This window comes from Pseudoalteromonas caenipelagi (genome assembly GCF_013140855.1).
Classification (GTDB): Bacteria; Pseudomonadota; Gammaproteobacteria; order Enterobacterales; family Alteromonadaceae; genus Pseudoalteromonas; species Pseudoalteromonas caenipelagi.
In genome coordinates this window covers 108,878-125,530 of sequence record NZ_JABBPG010000009.1, presented here as the reverse complement: position 1 = coordinate 125,530, position 16,653 = coordinate 108,878, and the positions used below count along the sequence as shown (strand labels likewise).

The 16,653-nt window shown below is 41.8% G+C and carries 14 protein-coding genes; 9 read left to right on the top strand and 5 right to left on the bottom strand.

Features of this window, described 5'->3' with window-relative positions:
- Nucleotides 1–267: 267 nt before the first annotated feature.
- Nucleotides 268–1,146 carry a DUF368 domain-containing protein gene (locus tag HG263_RS18000; RefSeq protein WP_171627480.1) on the bottom strand — a complete coding sequence of 293 codons (879 nt, stop codon included), beginning with the start codon at nt 1,144–1,146 and terminating at the stop codon, nt 268–270.
- Nucleotides 1,147–1,364: 218 nt separating this feature from the next.
- Between HG263_RS18000 and HG263_RS17995 the strand changes: the two genes are divergently transcribed.
- A complete protein-coding gene (locus tag HG263_RS17995) occupies nt 1,365–2,210 on the top strand; it encodes a DUF3530 family protein (protein WP_171627479.1) in 846 nt (281 codons plus the stop codon).
- A 67-nt stretch (nt 2,211–2,277) separates the two neighbouring features.
- On the opposite strand, the gene djlA is transcribed toward HG263_RS17995, so the two are convergent.
- The 3 genes from djlA to HG263_RS17980 are packed head-to-tail and all read right to left on the bottom strand — an operon-like array spanning nt 2,278 to nt 4,801.
- Nucleotides 2,278–3,123 (bottom strand): co-chaperone DjlA, encoded by an 846-nt coding sequence (gene djlA, locus HG263_RS17990; RefSeq protein ID WP_171627478.1) that lies wholly within the window; start codon nt 3,121–3,123, stop codon nt 2,278–2,280.
- 2 nt (nt 3,124–3,125) lie between these two features.
- Nucleotides 3,126–3,791: an N-acetylmuramate alpha-1-phosphate uridylyltransferase MurU gene (murU, locus tag HG263_RS17985; RefSeq protein ID WP_171627477.1), complete on the bottom strand. Its 666-nt coding sequence runs from the start codon at nt 3,789–3,791 to the stop codon at nt 3,126–3,128.
- Nucleotides 3,788–4,801 (bottom strand): aminoglycoside phosphotransferase family protein, encoded by a 1,014-nt coding sequence (locus HG263_RS17980; RefSeq protein WP_343044016.1) that lies wholly within the window; start codon nt 4,799–4,801, stop codon nt 3,788–3,790. The genes murU and HG263_RS17980 overlap by 4 nt, the downstream gene beginning before the upstream one ends.
- A gap of 88 nt (nt 4,802–4,889) precedes the next feature.
- On the opposite strand from HG263_RS17980, the gene lptD reads away from it, so the two are divergent.
- From lptD to HG263_RS17940, 8 genes are all read left to right on the top strand, one after another.
- On the top strand, nt 4,890–7,136 hold the full coding sequence (gene lptD, locus HG263_RS17975; RefSeq protein ID WP_171627476.1) for an LPS assembly protein LptD: 2,247 nt from the start codon (nt 4,890–4,892) through the stop codon (nt 7,134–7,136).
- Nucleotides 7,137–7,152: 16 nt separating this feature from the next.
- Nucleotides 7,153–8,445, top strand: a complete 1,293-nt coding sequence (surA, locus tag HG263_RS17970; RefSeq protein ID WP_171627475.1) for a peptidylprolyl isomerase SurA — start codon at nt 7,153–7,155, stop codon at nt 8,443–8,445.
- A gap of 11 nt (nt 8,446–8,456) precedes the next feature.
- Nucleotides 8,457–9,449 carry a 4-hydroxythreonine-4-phosphate dehydrogenase PdxA gene (gene pdxA / locus HG263_RS17965; RefSeq protein WP_171627474.1) on the top strand — a complete coding sequence of 331 codons (993 nt, stop codon included), beginning with the start codon at nt 8,457–8,459 and terminating at the stop codon, nt 9,447–9,449.
- Nucleotides 9,446–10,252, top strand: a complete 807-nt coding sequence (gene rsmA / locus HG263_RS17960) for a 16S rRNA (adenine(1518)-N(6)/adenine(1519)-N(6))-dimethyltransferase RsmA (protein WP_171627473.1) — start codon at nt 9,446–9,448, stop codon at nt 10,250–10,252. The genes pdxA and rsmA overlap by 4 nt, the downstream gene beginning before the upstream one ends.
- Nucleotides 10,236–10,625 (top strand): Co2+/Mg2+ efflux facilitator ApaG/CorD, encoded by a 390-nt coding sequence (gene apaG, locus HG263_RS17955; RefSeq protein ID WP_171627472.1) that lies wholly within the window; start codon nt 10,236–10,238, stop codon nt 10,623–10,625. Before rsmA ends, apaG begins: the two co-directional genes overlap by 17 nt.
- A 5-nt stretch (nt 10,626–10,630) precedes the next feature.
- Nucleotides 10,631–11,431 carry a symmetrical bis(5'-nucleosyl)-tetraphosphatase gene (locus HG263_RS17950; RefSeq protein ID WP_171627471.1) on the top strand — a complete coding sequence of 267 codons (801 nt, stop codon included), beginning with the start codon at nt 10,631–10,633 and terminating at the stop codon, nt 11,429–11,431.
- A gap of 116 nt (nt 11,432–11,547) precedes the next feature.
- The gene (locus HG263_RS17945; RefSeq protein ID WP_171627470.1) at nt 11,548–13,563 is read left to right on the top strand and encodes a methyl-accepting chemotaxis protein; all 2,016 of its coding nucleotides are present in this window, start codon (nt 11,548–11,550) and stop codon (nt 13,561–13,563) included.
- A 227-nt stretch (nt 13,564–13,790) separates the two neighbouring features.
- Entirely contained in the window at nt 13,791–14,516 is a 726-nt protein-coding gene (locus tag HG263_RS17940; RefSeq protein ID WP_171627469.1) for a hypothetical protein, read from the top strand.
- A gap of 119 nt (nt 14,517–14,635) precedes the next feature.
- Here the strand turns inward: HG263_RS17940 and tkt are convergent, their stop codons facing one another.
- The gene (tkt, locus tag HG263_RS17935) at nt 14,636–16,627 is read right to left on the bottom strand and encodes a transketolase (RefSeq protein WP_171627468.1); all 1,992 of its coding nucleotides are present in this window, start codon (nt 16,625–16,627) and stop codon (nt 14,636–14,638) included.
- Nucleotides 16,628–16,653: the final 26 nt, after the last annotated feature.

The window sequence follows — 16,653 nt, the reverse complement described above, 5'->3', positions numbered from 1 at the left end:
TATAACTCAAGGGTTTTCGATACATATAAAAAACATAGCACACTTTGTAATCATATAAATTAAAATTTGATACGTGCAAACAATGAAGGTCGATAACCTAATTGAAAGGTTTTGGTGAGTTGCATACTCGCGGGGGGAGTTGTTACGTGAAGCCAGTTAATAATTCCACGGATACAGGCAGGAAATTACCAGATTAAACAGCTGTGGCTATCAGCAACTAAGGGGTACTCCCCTTAGTTGCGAGTGTAGATTTGTTGCTATGACACGCTATTTGCTTTCGGTGAGTTTTTCTACCGCCAAAATAAGTAGTAAACCAGCCAATGCCAAAGCGATGCATAAACCTGTCTGAGGTGAGATCCCCGTCACACTGGCGAACTCCATAGGGGTAACGTTTTGCTGTATGAGTGGCTTTTCAACGCCATGTGAATTTATATACGTTGAAACCACCGTTTTCCAAGGCCATAGTAAATTTAAAGACCCAATCAAAAAGCCGGCTAACAAAGAAAACGTCACTTGTTCATATTTATCTAATAGCCATGATAAAAACCGCGAGAAAACCATTAAACCAACCACACAACCAGCTAAAAACAGACCAACGAGTGCAAAGTCTCGTACTGTCACCGCGTTGAGGACATGTCCATACATTCCCAGTAACAACAATATAAAGCTTCCAGAAATACCTGGTAAAATCATTGCACAAACCGCTATCGCGCCGGCGACAAAAAACATCCACCAGTGAGGGACTGCTTCAGAAGGTGCTATGGTCGTGATGACAAAAGCCATGAATGCGCCGACGATACAGCTAAGTATCGTTTGCCAGCGCCATCGCTTTACTTGTTTTGCAACATGAATAAATGACGCAACGATTAAACCAAAGAAAAATGACCACACTAAAATTTGATGGTGCGCTAATAGGTAGGTGATTAATTTAGCGAGCGATGCAGCGCTTGTCACCAAACCCGCAAATACCGACAATAAAAAATATCCATCAACATGCGACCAAAAAGCTTTAAAACCATTGTTTTTTAAAATAGCCAATGCATCCAAATCAAAGCTTTTAAGTGCATGTAAAAAACGCGAATATATCCCTGTTATAAATGCGATGGTTCCCCCTGAGACCCCAGGCACAACATCGGCTGCTCCCATGCCTGCTCCTTTTAAAAAGAACCATATGTAGTCTCGCTTTGAATCACACTGGTGCGTCACTATTTTTACTCCATTTATCACTTTCGGCTAGTTTAACTTAATTGATTTCTCGCAAACAGCATTGCAAGCACCTTCACCTCCTAAAAGTAAGTTTTTATTAAAAAAAAGTCGCTAGTTGCCGATAACGGAGTATCGTTCCATTTAATGATTAAGTCGCCATGCATTTTTTAAGAGTTGTTCTGTACTGTGTGTTATTGATCTTTAGCCTTAATAGCTTGGCAGCCTCTGCGCCTTTTATAATGCCAGAACCACGTACTAAGATAGAGCAGCAAGACTTAGCCAAATACTTTTCGGATAAGTTAATTGAGTTAGAGACAGATAATGGTAAAGTCACTACGCTTTTTTCTCCCTACATGAGTAGCAGCAAAAGAGGCGTCGTGATCCTGCTTCCAAGTGCAGGTCATGGTCCCTTGTCTGTACATGGTTTAAGTTATTTATCTCAAGCTCTCACAGACGATGGTTTTGATACTTATGCACTGCAAACGCCAGAGTTAAATTGGCAAGCAGACTTATTTAATATCGAACCAGCAACACCAGATAAGGAACAAGTTTATGAAGGTCCTTGGTCTGAAGCAATGCTAGATGATTATAAAGAACAACTGCTCTCAAGTTTCGATGCTTTGTATCAGCAATTAGTCATTACCAATCAAGACCAAGTTGTTGTCGTTGCACAAGGTGTCAGTGCTGGCGTATTTTCTGAATATTTAGCGTCTTTACCTAAAATCAATATTGATGCCTTTATTGCCATTAGTGCACAGTTACCAAATATAAGCAGAAACAAACATTTACCAGCCGTTTTATCATTAGTCAGTCCACCGCTGCTGGACATTATCTACTCATTAGACAATCCCACTATTCATCACAATGCTAAGCAAAGAAAACGTTGGGTTTTACGTAATAATAAATATGACTATCGTCAAAGAGAGTTGTTTGGGCTAAGTACAGAACCTAGGCAGCATGAACGTTTAAGAAAAGAATTAGATGGCTTTTTACGGCAGCTTTAAAACAACGCACTTGGGTTTTAAAGCTAACGCCAAAAATGAACAATGTACTTGGTCGTTAATAAAGCCTTTAACTGGCCTTTTTTAAAAACTCATAGGCCGATTGAATGTCTTGGCTTTTACGCTTAGCCACTTCCATCATATGTTCAGGTAAACCTTGAGACACCAGCTTATCTGGATGGTGCTGCGCCATTAATTTTCGATAAGCACGTTTAATATCCTTTTCACTGGCATCACTTTGCAACCCCAATACCGCAAGCGCTTGAGTTTTAGAAAATTCAGGCTCAGGTTGTGCACGCTCTTTTCGCTGATAGTGATTTTGTTGGCTTTGTTGAAAACGCTGCTGCTGTTGGCGAAAACTAAACTCTGCTTGATAGCGCTTAAGAATAAAGCGAAAGTGGGTTGCAGAAATCCCTAAATATTGGCTGACTTTTTGTAATAACTGTTTTTCCTGTGCAGCTAAGTGACCATCAGAAAATGCCATCTGTATTTGAATTTCCAAAAACAACTGCAACAGATCATAACGGCGTGCAAACACCTCTTTAAAATCAACAATCGCTTCTTTTAATTTGAACTCAGGCTCTTTACCTGCTCGGAACGCATTTTGCGCTTCTTGCCTATTTTCTCCATGCAAGCCCATTTCGTCCATAAACGCAGTAGCAGCTTGAATATGTATTTCGCTTACTCGGCCATTCGACTTGGCAATATGCCCCATCACGGCAAAGCAACTGGAAAAAAACAATGCTTGGCGTTGATGTAAGTCATCTCCACTAAAAAAGCCTTGAAAGCCACCTACCTTGTCAAAATTCTGCTTGAGACTTTTATCAAACATGTGTCCAAGCCAAAAGCCGAGTATCGCCCCAATCCAGCGGCCAAACATAAACCCAAAGCAGATTCCAAGTAACTTACCCCACATACTTATTGCTCCTGCTTATGGTTTATTTCTGCTAGACGTTCAGGAGTGCCGATATCACTCCACACACCTAAGTAAAGTTCGGTTGATACAACACCTTGCTCTAAGCCACTTCTGAGCATAGGTCCTAAGGGAATAAACCCTGATTCATAAGATTCAAAAAAGTTTTTGTGGTACAGCCCAATTCCAGCAAACGTATAACATTGTTCATTTATCGTTTGATGTGCGAGACGAAAGTCTCCCTGCGGATTGTGAGAAGGATTTTCCACTAAAACAATATGTGCTTCGCCAGGGTTCAGCATTAATTGCGTCAGTGCACTCACATCATAATCAGTATATATATCGCCATTGATGACAATAAACCGCTCGTCACTGTCACACAAATGTTCTAACGCTTGAATGATCCCACCCGCTGTTTCTAATCCACCTTCGGGCTCTCGACTATAGTGAATATTAACTCCATATTGAGAACCATCACCAAAGTGATTTGCTATTTTCTCCCCCTGCCATGCAAGATTAATCACAATATCGACTATACCAGCTTGTTTGAGTCGCAAAATGTGATATTCAAGCAAAGGGCGTTGAGCCACTTTAAGCATCGGCTTGGGTAAATTAGCGGTAAGTGGCATCATTCTTTTGCCTCTACCAGCTGCAAGGATCATGGCTTTCATCGTGTACTACAACTCAACTTAGCTTCAACTTTTGGCATTATGTCATGCCTTAACCAAGTTGCAAGCCACTGAAATGGCTCGTAACAATTTGCCACATCCTCAATATATTGCAGTGTCGGCATAATGTTATTTAAATACCCAGCCTTATTATCTCGCAGCAACAATCGACAAAATATACCCGCAGCTTTCAAATGACGTTGCAATCCAGTTAAGTCAAAATAATAACAGTACTGTTCATAAGACATACCCGATAACAAATCAGCCTCTTTTAATATTTCAAAGCTGTGCAGGCGTAGCCGAGTAAACTCTTCGCTAGGTAGATTAAAATAACAATCACGAAGTAACGACACCGCGTCATAAGTAACCGGACCTTGTACGGCATCTTGATAGTCAATGAGCGCCCACTGCCCTTGTGTTCGCATTATATTGCGACTGTGAAAATCGCGATGCATAGTCACTTGCGGCTGAGATGTCATCGCTTCAACCAACAAAGACTTCATCGTTTGCCATTGCTGCTTGGGCAATTGCTCATTTTCCAGCTTTAACCACTCAACAATCAACCATTGCCAGAAAATATCCATTTCCATTGCAATAAAATCAGCGTCATAGGGTTTCATATATGCTGACACGGGGGTGTGAGCAATATTAGGTAAAAGAGCCAATATTTCGCGATAGTCTTGATACCGAGAGTCTGAACTCAATCTATCCGCCAAATGCTCACCACCTAAGTCTTCTAGCAGTATTAGGCCTTTTGATTCACTAAACAGCAGAATTTTTGGCACTCTTAAACCCTGTTTAGCAAAGCTGGTGTTAAGCTCAATAAAGGGTTGGTTATCTAGCTTATTTGGGTCTGAGTCCATTAAAATATAGCTTTTTTGAGCGACCATGACTCGATAGTAACAACGAAAACTCGCGTCGCTTGTAATGGCATTGTATTTGATATCTTCGTCACCGAAATACGATCGCAAAAAGCCCTCAAATAAGCTTTGTCTATTTTGCTTGTTTGTCACAAAATTCCACTCTTAATTACTGTATTTCACTAAGTTTTACTTTATCATGTATTGCTTATATATAAACAACGGCGTTCAAGGTTAATAAATGAGCAAAACATGGGGGGTTATCGCAGCCACACTGATCAGTAGCAACGCGATAGCTGCATCAGAGTCTACACCAAAGCTATGTAGCCAGTACCTACAACCTATATCGTGGCAACCTCTGAGCTCATTACCTAAAAATGCCATCGATATTCAAGCTGATGATGTTGAGATGCAAGGCAAAGATAGCGCTGAGTTTTCAGGCAATGTTGTCATCAATACCAATAAAATGTCGCTCTTTGCCAGTAGCGCTCTGATTGATAAAAAGCAGAGTCTACTTAATGCGACTGGCCCCTTACGCTATCAAGACCACTTTAGCGACGTAAATGCTAACGCACTATACGCAGACCTCGATAATACTGAAATCAACTTACTCGGCGCTGACTATCAGTTAACACAACAGCTGGGTCATGGCGGCGCAGAAAAGCTCTCGGCATCGGACAGCGAAATATCGTTGATAAATTCCAGCTTTACCACTTGCCCCACAGAGCAACCTTTTTGGGCACTTGAAGCTGATAATATCACCCTGTCCAAGCATGAAGGATGGGGAGAAACCCATAACGCGGTGTTAAAAATACTGAATACACCCGTTTTATATATCCCATACTTTACTTTTCCTATCGACGATAGGCGCAAGTCTGGGATGTTGATGCCAAAAATTGAACCTTCAAGTCGTTATGGCTTGGAAGTGGTCATTCCTTATTATTGGAATATTGCACCTAATTATGACGCAACCTTCTCTCCGCGTTATATGTCAAACCAAGGCTTACAATTAATCACTGAGTTTCGCTATTTAACCGAGCAACACTCAGGTTTACTCGGGGTTGAATTTTTAGAAAAAGATGATTCAGAACCACAGCTTAAAGAGCGATACCTCGTTCACTGGAACCAACAAAGTTATCTCAGTGATAACTGGCGTTTAAGTTTTGATATAACTAACGTCAGTGATGATAACTACCTGACTGATCTGAATTCTAGCTATGCCAATGAAACAGGCACTCAACTTGATAGAACCGCAGTGCTCAGTTACCTCGGAGAGTATTGGATATCAGACATTAAGTTGCAAAATTTTGAAGTTCTCGGCGACCACACAGAGTCCTATGCGGCACTGCCACAGATTACTTGGCGCAACCGCAAAGCTTACTCTGCACTGGGAATCGATTTTAATTTACAAGGCGAGTTTAGTCATTTTAGTAATGATACTTTAGTGATAACTGAAGCGACTCGTTTCCATGTTGAGCCAAAAGCCAGTGTCAGTATTAATAACTACGCATGGTCATTTTTGAGTGAAATAAGCTTGCTGCATACGCGTTATGAGCAAAAAGGCGACTTTGCAGGCACCGATTATCAATCAGACGTATCACGCACCTTACCCAAAGTACGTTTGCACGGGCAACTGAACTTTGAGCGAGATACACAATTTTTTGCACTGGGTGGTACACAAACCTTAGAGCCCCAAGTTCAATATTTATATACTCCTGAGCGCGACCAAAAAAGCATTGGCTTGTTTGATACCACCAAAATGCAAGATGACTTTTATGGTTTATTTAGAGAGCAGCGCTTTTCAGGTGTAGATAGAATAGCCCAAGCGAATCAAATCACTTTGGGTGCTACAACTCGGCTTTTTGATAGCAAAAACCAAGAACGCTTTAATTTTAGTGCCGGACAAATTATTTATCTTGAAGATGATGTAAAACCCAGTGCACAAAGTTTTGATAACAGAACAAACTATAATGCCTTGTTTGCGGCACAAACCATGGTACATTGGCACAGACGTTGGTACTTCTCTGCTGGCATACAGTATGACGCAGATGCGAAAGAATTAATTGAATCACACACCACACTTGATTACAAAGGTGACAACAATAAGCTCGTACAATTGAACCATCGTTATGCAAACGATGTCTCAGGGTATGAAATCGATCAAGTCGGCTTATTCAGTAGTTTACCAATTAACGACAACTGGCAAATGGTTGCCAGCTATCACCGTGATTTGACCACAGGGCGCAGCGTTGAAGTATTCGCCGGAGTACGTTATGAGAGCTGCTGTTGGGCTATTCAGTTAACCGGTAAAAGACAAATAGAAACCGACTTAAATCGCACAATACACCAAGATGACGCGCAATTTGATTCAAGCATAGGCATTAGTTTTGTATTGAAAGGCTTAGGCGGAAAATCAAATTATGATATTGAACAAGTGCTGCAACAGGGTTTGTTTAATTATCGTCGACCTTATTTTTTGAATAATTAATAAATATTAGAACATTATGAATTTTAAAAAGCTGTTATGGGTTGCCCTACTGGGGCTAAGTATCCACCAAAATGCCTTCGCAGAGCGAATGCTTATCGATAAAGTTGTCGCCACGGTAAACGACGGCGTTATTTTGCAAAGCGAAGTTGACCAGATAATTAACCGTGTAAAAGAGCAAGCCAAACAACAAAATACTGAACTGCCGTCAGATCAAACTTTACGTATTCAGGCGATTGATCGCTTGGTTGACCAGACATTAATGTTACAGCTTGCTGGACGTATGGGCATGGAAATTTCTGATGCGCAGTTGGATCAAACCTTAGCCAGTATTGCCGCTGAGCAAGGTGGTACTATCGCTGATTTAAGAAAGACAATCGAAGCAAGCGGAGAAAATTTCCAAGAGTACCGTGAGCAAATTCGTAAAGAAATTACTATCAGCCAAGTTAGGCGCGCTAATGTCGACCGCCGCGTGTACATCAGCCCTCGTGAAATTACTAACTTACAAAAGATTCTTGCTGAACAAACAGGAAGTGCAGAAGAGTTCGATTTAGGTCATATTTTAGTTAAGATCCCAAGTAAGGCGACCCCTGAAGAAATCGAAGATGCGCGTATCAGAGCCAACAAAGTAATCGAATTTTTAAACGAAGGTAAAGAGTTTAAGCGTATCGCAATAGCATCATCAAGTGGCCCTAAAGCCCTGGAAGGTGGACAATTAGGTTGGATGAGCATTAATGAAATGCCATCGCTATTTGCAGAGGCCGTAAAGGGTAAGAAAAAAGATGAGATTATTGGCCCTGTACGCTCAGGTGCGGGCTTCCACATTTTGAAAGTTCAAGATATACGTGGTCGTCAAGTTGTTGAGACAACAGAAGTTCGCTCAAGACACATTCTTATTAAACCTTCAATTATTCTCAGTGAAGAGAAAGCCAGAGAAATGCTGGCAGGCTTTGCCAAAGACTTACGTGATGGCAAAGCTGATTTTGGTGAGTTAGCCAAAGAGCATTCTGAAGACCCAGGTTCTGCATTAAAAGGCGGTGAATACGACTGGACGGATCCTACGACCTATGTTCCTGCATTCAAAGACACATTAATGTCACTAGAAATAGATGAAATTAGCGAACCGTTTAGAACAAACTACGGTTGGCATATTGTACAGCTGCTAGGTAAACGTGTTGCTGATAAAACTGAGCAAGCAAAATTAAATAGAGCTCACGGCCTACTGTATAATCGCAAATTTAAAGAAGAAGCCTTTAAATGGCAAAGTGAGATTAGAGAGCAGGCCCATATTGATATTTTTGCGGCCGAGTAAGTAGACATATTATGAGTTTAAGAATTGCAATAACACCCGGTGAACCGGCAGGCATAGGCCCAGATCTTGTGATTAAGTTGGCGCAGAAAAGTTGGCCTGTACAGCTCATCGCGGTTGTTGATAAAACCGTGATGGAGCAACGAGCCAAAGAACTTGGACTCAGTATCACTTTGCTGGCGTTTAATCCAGATGAAGCGCCACAACCTGCTCCCGCAGGTTGTTTATACTACTTACAAGTAGATAAAGAGGTTGATGTAACCCCTGGCGTACTGGATGAAAAAAATGGCCATTACGTACTAGAAACTCTGCGTTTAGCCTCAGAAAAAAACATGGACGGTACGTTCGATGCCGTTGTTACTGGGCCTGTACACAAAGGCATTATTAACCGAGCTGGTATATCCTTTAGCGGCCACACTGAATATTTTGCGCAGCAATCGGGTACATCTGATGTCGTGATGATGCTGGCTACAGAAGGGCTACGAGTGGCACTCGTTACGACACATATACCACTTGAGTATGTTTCTAGAGCGGTAACCAAAGAACGCTTGAGCAAAGTCGCTTCTATTTTGCATGATGATTTGAAAAACAAGTTTGGGATCGAACATCCGAAAGTACTTGTATGCGGCCTTAATCCTCATGCTGGTGAAGATGGGCATTTGGGTCGAGAAGAAATCGATACCATTACGCCAACCCTCAATGCACTTAACCAAAAAGGCATGAACTTTATTGGCCCATTACCTGCCGACACCCTATTTCAAGCAAAATATTTAGATAATGCCGACGCTGTGCTCGCTATGTATCACGATCAAGGCTTACCTGTGTTAAAATATAAAGGATTTGGTAATTCAGTAAACATAACCCTTGGATTACCCTTTATTCGCACCTCAGTTGATCATGGTACCGCATTAGATTTAGCGGCAACAAATAAGATTGAGGTGGGTAGTTTTGATTTAGCGATACGCGAAGCGATTAAGCTCGCCACTGAAAAAGCACAGAGTTCATGACAGACAAAGTACATTTGGGACATCGAGCCCGTAAACGTTTTGGCCAAAACTTTTTAAACGATGATATGATCATCGATAAGATAGTCACAGCCATAGACCCAAAACCGAGCGACAATCTAGTTGAGATTGGTCCGGGCCTTGGTGCAATCACCGAACCTGTTGTTGATTTAAGTGGTCACCTGACAGTTGTTGAGCTAGATAAAGATCTTGCTGAGCGCCTTGTGCACCACCCATTTATGGGACCAAAACTGACTGTGCATCAGGGAGATGCCATGAAATTTGACTTTTCAAGCCTAATCAATGGCGATGAAAAGCTTAAAATATTTGGTAACTTACCATACAACGTTTCAACCCCGCTGTTATTTCATTTATTTGAATTTGCGGATCACGTTGAGCATATGCACTTTATGCTTCAAAAAGAAGTGGTTAAACGCATGGTTGCAGGCCCTGATTCGAAAGCATTTGGCCGTTTAAGTGTTATGACGCAATATTACTGCCATGCAATGCCAGTGATCGACGTGCCACCAGAGTGTTTTAAACCAGCTCCAAAGGTCGATTCAGCAGTTATTCGTTTGATCCCCAAAAAGCCGGAGCAACCTTCCGCTAAAAGCACTAAAATCTTGAACACAGTGTGTTTAGAAGCCTTTAACCAACGCCGCAAAACCTTGCGTAATAGCTTATCTAATCTGCTTAGTGCCGATGAGATGGCAGAACTTGGTATTGACGCTTCAAAACGCGCTGAAAACTTATCACTTGCACAATTTATAGAAATAGCTAACTGGATTTATGACAACAAGCAGTAACATTGGCTCACCTATTAAGGTTTCGGTAGAAACCTTTTATGTTGAAGCTCAGTCTCAGCCTGAAAAAGATAAATACGTTTTTGCCTACACTGTGACGATTAAAAATCATAGTTTGTGTAGTGCCAAGCTACAAAGCCGCTATTGGCTAATAACGGATGCTAACGGTAAAGAAACTGAAGTAGAAGGTGAAGGCGTGGTTGGAGAAAAACCAACCATTGGACCTGGTGAAAGTTATAAATATACCAGTGGCGCAGTGCTCGATACCCCCCTTGGCACAATGCAAGGCCACTATATAATGCGAAATGAATTTGGTAGTGAGTTTAAAGCTGCTATTGATGTATTTCGCTTAGCCTGTCCCAACATTTTGCATTAGTTTTTATGGCCCTTTACGCAATTGGAGATTTACAAGGCTGCTTTAAACCGCTCATGCGGCTGTTAGACATTGTTGACTTCAATCCCAGCCAAGATCACCTGTACTTAGTTGGGGATGTCATTGCCAGAGGGCCAGACTCTCAAGCCTGTTTAGATTTTTTATGTCAAAATCGGGATGCCATTAGTATCACTCTAGGTAACCATGATTTACATTTTTTGGCCTGTGTGCTGCTTGGTAAATCGCCTAACCCAAAAGACAAGCTTGATAGCATATTTGCCAGTAACAAGCTCGCTCAATACACCTCTTTGTTACAGGCACAGCCATTGGCGCTCTTTTTGCCTAAACTCAGCACATTTATATCACATGCTGGTATTCATCCTGATTGGGATATTGAACAAGCTTTAGAGTATGCTCAATTTGCTCAGCAATGTTATCAGTCTGAGGATGCGGTTCACTTCTTTGCAAACATGTATGGCCCTAGCCCAACAAAAAAAATAAACAACCTCAATGAACTAGATAAATTTAAAGCGATTATAAATGTGTTTACTCGCATGCGCTTTTTAGATACCCAAGGCGCGCTAGATCTTAATCATAAAGGTCCTGCTCTATCATCCAATACGCTTATGCCTTGGTTTGAGCATGAACGTTTTAAGCATGATAATAACCGTTATGTTTTTGGCCACTGGGCGGCCTTAGAAGGCAAAACAAACTTAAATAATGTCATCGCATTAGATACCGGCTGTGTGTGGGGCGGTCCAATGACTTTAATGGATTTAACTTCAGGTGAGCATTTTTCAAGCAAATAAGGTAAACTTGTCTAGTTTTACTGAATTATTTACACGCATCTGCTATAAAATACTTAACTTATCCTTAATGCAACCGATAAGTTATTCAATCCTATTAGTAAATTTATGGAAACTGTATGAACTTGACTGTTAGCCAAAGAATTTGGGGTGGTTTTATTTTTATCACTCTTTTACTGCTGTTGATTGGCGGAAACTCATTGCTAAGGATTGCAAATATCGATAGCTCAACTCAACAAGTAAATCGACTATCGCTACCTGCACTTGATAAAAGCTCTGAGTTACAAGTTGAATTTTCTTTAATGAGCAAAATGGCGCAAGGTACTTTTTATGCGCAAACGCCTGATGAGCTCAATAGCCTAAGAACACAGTTTGAACAAAGACGAAAGTCATTCGAAAGTACCTATTCCGAGTTACAGCAAGTTGTACAAAACAGTCCTAAATTAGCGAATGATGCACGTGATGTGGGAAAAACATTTGAGACGTTTTCGAAAGCCGTTGCGAGTTTGAAAAAAGACAAAGCACTGGAACTTGAGCTAAGAAAAACACTTCGCTCTCAGCTTGAGCAAGTTGAAATGAGCGCGGAAGATGCCACCACCGTTGTGCTAGACATCATCGACTTAGACGGTCTAAAAGAGCAAAATGCACGCGCCTATCAAGCCGCAACAAGTATGGAAAATAACTTCTCCTCTGTGGTGACTAACAGCGCTGATATGCTCAATATCACAAATTTGAATACCCTTTCCATTGTGAAAAAGGATCAAGAATATTTAGTAAGCGAACTTGCGCGTAACATGGAGCTGATGAAAGGCCCTGTTAAAGCCCTAGACGAAGGGTTATTTTCAGACTTGCAGTCCTATCATTCTGACTTAGAAAAGCATGTAACAGGTTCACAGAGCTTGTATGAAAACAAAAAGCGTTTAATCAATGCAATCGACATGACGCGAAAAGAACTCCAAGACGCAGAGCAAGCAACTCAAGCTGCTTTGAAACAGCTCGACCAACTATTAGATGAAGCAAATAGAGTAGCCTTCGATTTACAACAAGAAGTACGCCAAGATGTAGGAGCTGCAAACTTGTGGACTTGGGTTGGCATGATAGTCGCAACACTTATTGCGATTGTGGTGGCGTATATTACCGTTAACTTAATCACCAAGCCCCTATCTGAGGTGAACCGAGTGCTTACTATTGTTGCGCGCGGAGATATGACGCAAAAGCTTGATGATTCTGCAAAAGATGAGTTTGGTGAGCTATCACGCAGTTGTAATACTTTAATTAGCAGCCTACGTGAATTGATCACAGGTATTGTGTCACGTTCTACTCAACTTGCAGCCGCATCTGAAGAAACGTCGACCATTACCAATGAGTCAAGCCAAGCTATTCGCAATCAGCAAGCACAGGTTGAGCAAGCGGCGACGGCAACCACACAGATGAGTAGTACCTCACATGGTGTGAGTAACAGTGCACACCAAGCATTGCTAGAGATTAAAAATGCCGATAAAGAAGCCGAGCGCGTTAAAGGTATCTCTTATGAAAATAAACATACCATTGAACAGCTAGCACGTGAGGTGGATGAAGCGTCAAGTGTTATCAATAAGCTTCACCAAGACAGTGCCTCAATTGGCAGCATCTTAGATGTCATTAGAGGCATTGCAGAGCAAACGAACTTACTTGCACTAAACGCCGCCATTGAAGCAGCACGTGCGGGTGAACAAGGCCGCGGCTTTGCGGTTGTTGCTGACGAAGTTCGCTCACTGGCAAGCAAAACACAAGAGTCGACACAAGAGATTCAATCTATGATTGAATCATTGCAAGCAGGTGCTGAAGAAGCGGTTCGCGCCATGTCTAAAGGCAAACAACAAGCAGAGTCGTGTGTTGAGCAAAGTGACTTGGCAAACGAAGCCTTAAACTCAATCACCCAAGCGGTATCGCAAGCCCACGATGTCAGTGAAGAGATCTCAAATGCTGCGAACGAACAGCAACAAGTGGCACAAGAGATCAGCGAACGTTTAGAGTCTATCGTATCGATTGCCGAGCAAACCGCTGAAGGCGCAAACCAAACCTCGATTTCAAGTAGCGAAGTGGCTAAACTGGCCGAAGAGTTACGCCAATCAGTAGAGCAGTTTAAGGTGTAATATCAGCCTTTTGCTAAATATAGAAAAAACCGCGAAAGCGGTTTTTTTGTGTCTGTTTAAAACGCATTGAGTAGCTTAAGCGGGTTATTCCAACATTAGTTCTTCTGAAGGTAGCTAAGACAATAAATTAATGGGGAGTATTGGAATAGTCTTGATGGGTAATTTGTGATGAAACTTATCGAATATGCTAGGTTTTAACTACGTAACCTAACATTGAAATCAACCTAATGGAAAGCTGGAACAACAAAACATTGATTCAATATGCCCAAGACAAACAATCAGAGGAAAATATATTTAAATTGAAACGAGCAATTAGTTCTATCACTGAAACTTACCACTTATGTATATATCACTACCATACCCTTGATGATTTGATTGACGAACATTTGCGTCAGAACCCTACTGCAAGTAGTGCATTTCGTTCAAGGTTCAGTATAGATCCAGATGTTAATAACAAAGATTACGAATTTACACTTGGCTGTAGGGCGAACATTATCGCTATCGTCAGAACTTTGCATTCATTATCCGATATTTTGGGGTTTGTAATTTACTTAGGATTAAGTCTTAATCACGACAGTAGAACACGGCTCGAAGAGTCAAAAATTTACTTAAGTACAGTAAAAAATAAGCTTGAAGTGCTCCCTAAATATAGTGAACTACTACTTCTAGTTAAACAACTTACCAGCCCTTCCGATTATCAGTACCTTAATCGACTGTGTAATCAAACCAAACATTCAATTATTGTAAGACCAGAGTCTCACTTTGATTTAAAGGAGCAGGGTAAAGAGCGTTACAAATTTATATTCGAAGCAGTTGAAAAAAGAGCTGGAGTAAACGATAAATTTCCAGAGGTCAGTGCCATACCTTTCCTGAAGAGGGAGTTTAAACGCCAGAATGACATCGTAATAAGTATTTTGCATTGCTTGGACAAAATTGCTTCAGGTGCCACGTAGCACAACTGAGACTTCCAATTTCCCCTTTCGCTAATAAAACCCCCACAAAAAAACCCACCGAAGCGGGTTTTTAAATCATTGTTTATGTCTAACAATCCACTGCAATCAGTGGGGTGTTATTAAAACAAGCTGTTTGCTTTTGCTACTACGTTTTCAACGGTAAAGCCAAAGTGTGCGAATAGCTCACCAGCAGGTGCCGATTCACCAAAGGTGCTCATACCAACAATCGCGCCGTTCAATCCTACGTACTTGTACCAGTAGTCTTCAATGCCAGCTTCAACCGCTACTCGGCGTGTTACCGCACTTGGTAGTACGCTTTCTTTGTATTCAGCTGATTGTGCATCAAACACATCGGTAGATGGCATAGAAACAACACGTACCTTTTTACCTGCATTACGTAGTTCTTGTGCTGCATCAACCGCAAGTTGAACTTCAGAACCTGTGGCAATGAAGATAACTTCAGGGTTACCATCACAGCTCAATACATAACCGCCTTTTTTGATCGCTTGAACTTGCTGCGCATCACGTGCTTGTTGCTCTAACCCTTGGCGAGTGAAGATCAATGAAGTTGGACCATCTTTGCGCTCAATCGCTTGTTGCCACGCAACCGCAGACTCAACTTGGTCACACGGACGCCAGTTCACTAGGTTTGGTGTTAAACGCATGCTGGCAATTTGTTCTACTGGCTGGTGTGTTGGACCATCTTCACCAAGACCGATAGAGTCGTGTGTGTAAACAAAAATACTTGGTTGCTTCATCAGTGCAGCCATACGTACTGCATTGCGCGCATATTCCATAAACATTAAGAAAGTTGCACCGTAAGGTACAAAACCTTTGTGTAGTGCAATACCATTCATAATGGCAGACATACCAAATTCACGTACACCGTAGAAGATATAGTTGCCTGATGCATCGTCTGCCGTTAGGCCTTTTGAGCCTTCCCATATTGTTAAGTTTGAACCTGCTAAGTCCGCAGAGCCGCCCATAAACTCAGGTAAAATTGGACCATACGCATTCAGTGCATTTTGTGATGCTTTACGGGTTGCTGGGTTTGCCGGGTTTGCTTGTAACTGTGCAATGTATGCTTCAGTATGCTCAGCCCAGTTTGCCGGTAAGTCACCGCTCATACGACGTTCAAACTCAGCCGCAAGTTCTGGATATGCCATTTGATATTCAGTGAACTTAATTGTCCACTCGCTTTGCTGCTGCTGACCGCGCGCGGTTGCATCCCACTTAGCATAAATATCTTCTGGCACTTCAAAGGCGCCGTGTTGCCAACCTAAAAACTCACGTGCCGCTTTAATTTCGTCATCACCTAATGGCGCGCCATGACAATCATGACTACCTGATTTATTTGGTGAACCGTAACCAATCACGGTTTTACAACAAATTAATGTTGGCTTGTCAGATTCGGCACGTGCCGCTTCAATTGCAGCTTTAATCGCATCGCTATCATGACCATCAACGTTGGCAATTACGTGCCAGCCGTAAGACTCAAAACGCTTTGGTGTGTCATCGCTAAACCAGCCTTCAACTTCACCATCAATAGAAATACCGTTATCGTCCCAAAACGCAATCAGCTTGCCTAAACCAAGCGTACCAGCCAACGAACATGCTTCATGAGAAATACCTTCCATCAAGCAGCCATCACCTAAAAATGCATACGTGTAATGGTCTACGATATTGTGTTCGTCACGGTTAAATTGTGCAGCAAGCGACTTCTCAGCAATCGCCATACCGACAGCATTGGTAATACCTTGACCAAGAGGACCTGTTGTCGTTTCGATACCTGGAGCATAGCCATATTCAGGGTGACCAGGCGTTTTAGAATGCATTTGACGGAAGTTTTTTAAATCGTCAATTGATAACTCATAACCACTTAAATGTAGCAAAGAATAAATTAGCATTGAACCATGGCCATTTGACAGTACAAAACGGTCTCTGTCAGCCCATTGCGGGTTACTTGGATTATGCTTTAGATAATCGCGCCAAAGCACTTCAGCGATGTCCGCCATGCCCATTGGGGCTCCAGGGTGACCAGATTTGGCCTTTTGAACCGCGTCCATTGACAGAACACGGATTGCATTAGCAAGTTCTTTGCGAGATGGCATAATTCTCCTACCTTGTAATAATTTAT

What these genes read in the sequence shown, in the direction of transcription:
- HG263_RS18000 (WP_171627480.1), bottom strand. Translation starts at nt 1,146, where the DNA reads ATGGGAGCAGCCGATGTTGTGCCTGGGGTCTCAGGGGGAACCATCGCA.
- HG263_RS17995 (WP_171627479.1), top strand. Translation starts at nt 1,365, where the DNA reads ATGCATTTTTTAAGAGTTGTTCTGTACTGTGTGTTATTGATCTTTAGC.
- djlA (WP_171627478.1), bottom strand. Translation starts at nt 3,123, where the DNA reads ATGTGGGGTAAGTTACTTGGAATCTGCTTTGGGTTTATGTTTGGCCGC.
- murU (WP_171627477.1), bottom strand. Translation starts at nt 3,791, where the DNA reads ATGAAAGCCATGATCCTTGCAGCTGGTAGAGGCAAAAGAATGATGCCA.
- lptD (WP_171627476.1), top strand. Translation starts at nt 4,890, where the DNA reads ATGAGCAAAACATGGGGGGTTATCGCAGCCACACTGATCAGTAGCAAC.
- surA (WP_171627475.1), top strand. Translation starts at nt 7,153, where the DNA reads ATGAATTTTAAAAAGCTGTTATGGGTTGCCCTACTGGGGCTAAGTATC.
- pdxA (WP_171627474.1), top strand. Translation starts at nt 8,457, where the DNA reads ATGAGTTTAAGAATTGCAATAACACCCGGTGAACCGGCAGGCATAGGC.
- rsmA (WP_171627473.1), top strand. Translation starts at nt 9,446, where the DNA reads ATGACAGACAAAGTACATTTGGGACATCGAGCCCGTAAACGTTTTGGC.
- apaG (WP_171627472.1), top strand. Translation starts at nt 10,236, where the DNA reads ATGACAACAAGCAGTAACATTGGCTCACCTATTAAGGTTTCGGTAGAA.
- HG263_RS17950 (WP_171627471.1), top strand. Translation starts at nt 10,631, where the DNA reads ATGGCCCTTTACGCAATTGGAGATTTACAAGGCTGCTTTAAACCGCTC.
- HG263_RS17945 (WP_171627470.1), top strand. Translation starts at nt 11,548, where the DNA reads ATGAACTTGACTGTTAGCCAAAGAATTTGGGGTGGTTTTATTTTTATC.
- HG263_RS17940 (WP_171627469.1), top strand. Translation starts at nt 13,791, where the DNA reads ATGGAAAGCTGGAACAACAAAACATTGATTCAATATGCCCAAGACAAA.
- tkt (WP_171627468.1), bottom strand. Translation starts at nt 16,627, where the DNA reads ATGCCATCTCGCAAAGAACTTGCTAATGCAATCCGTGTTCTGTCAATG.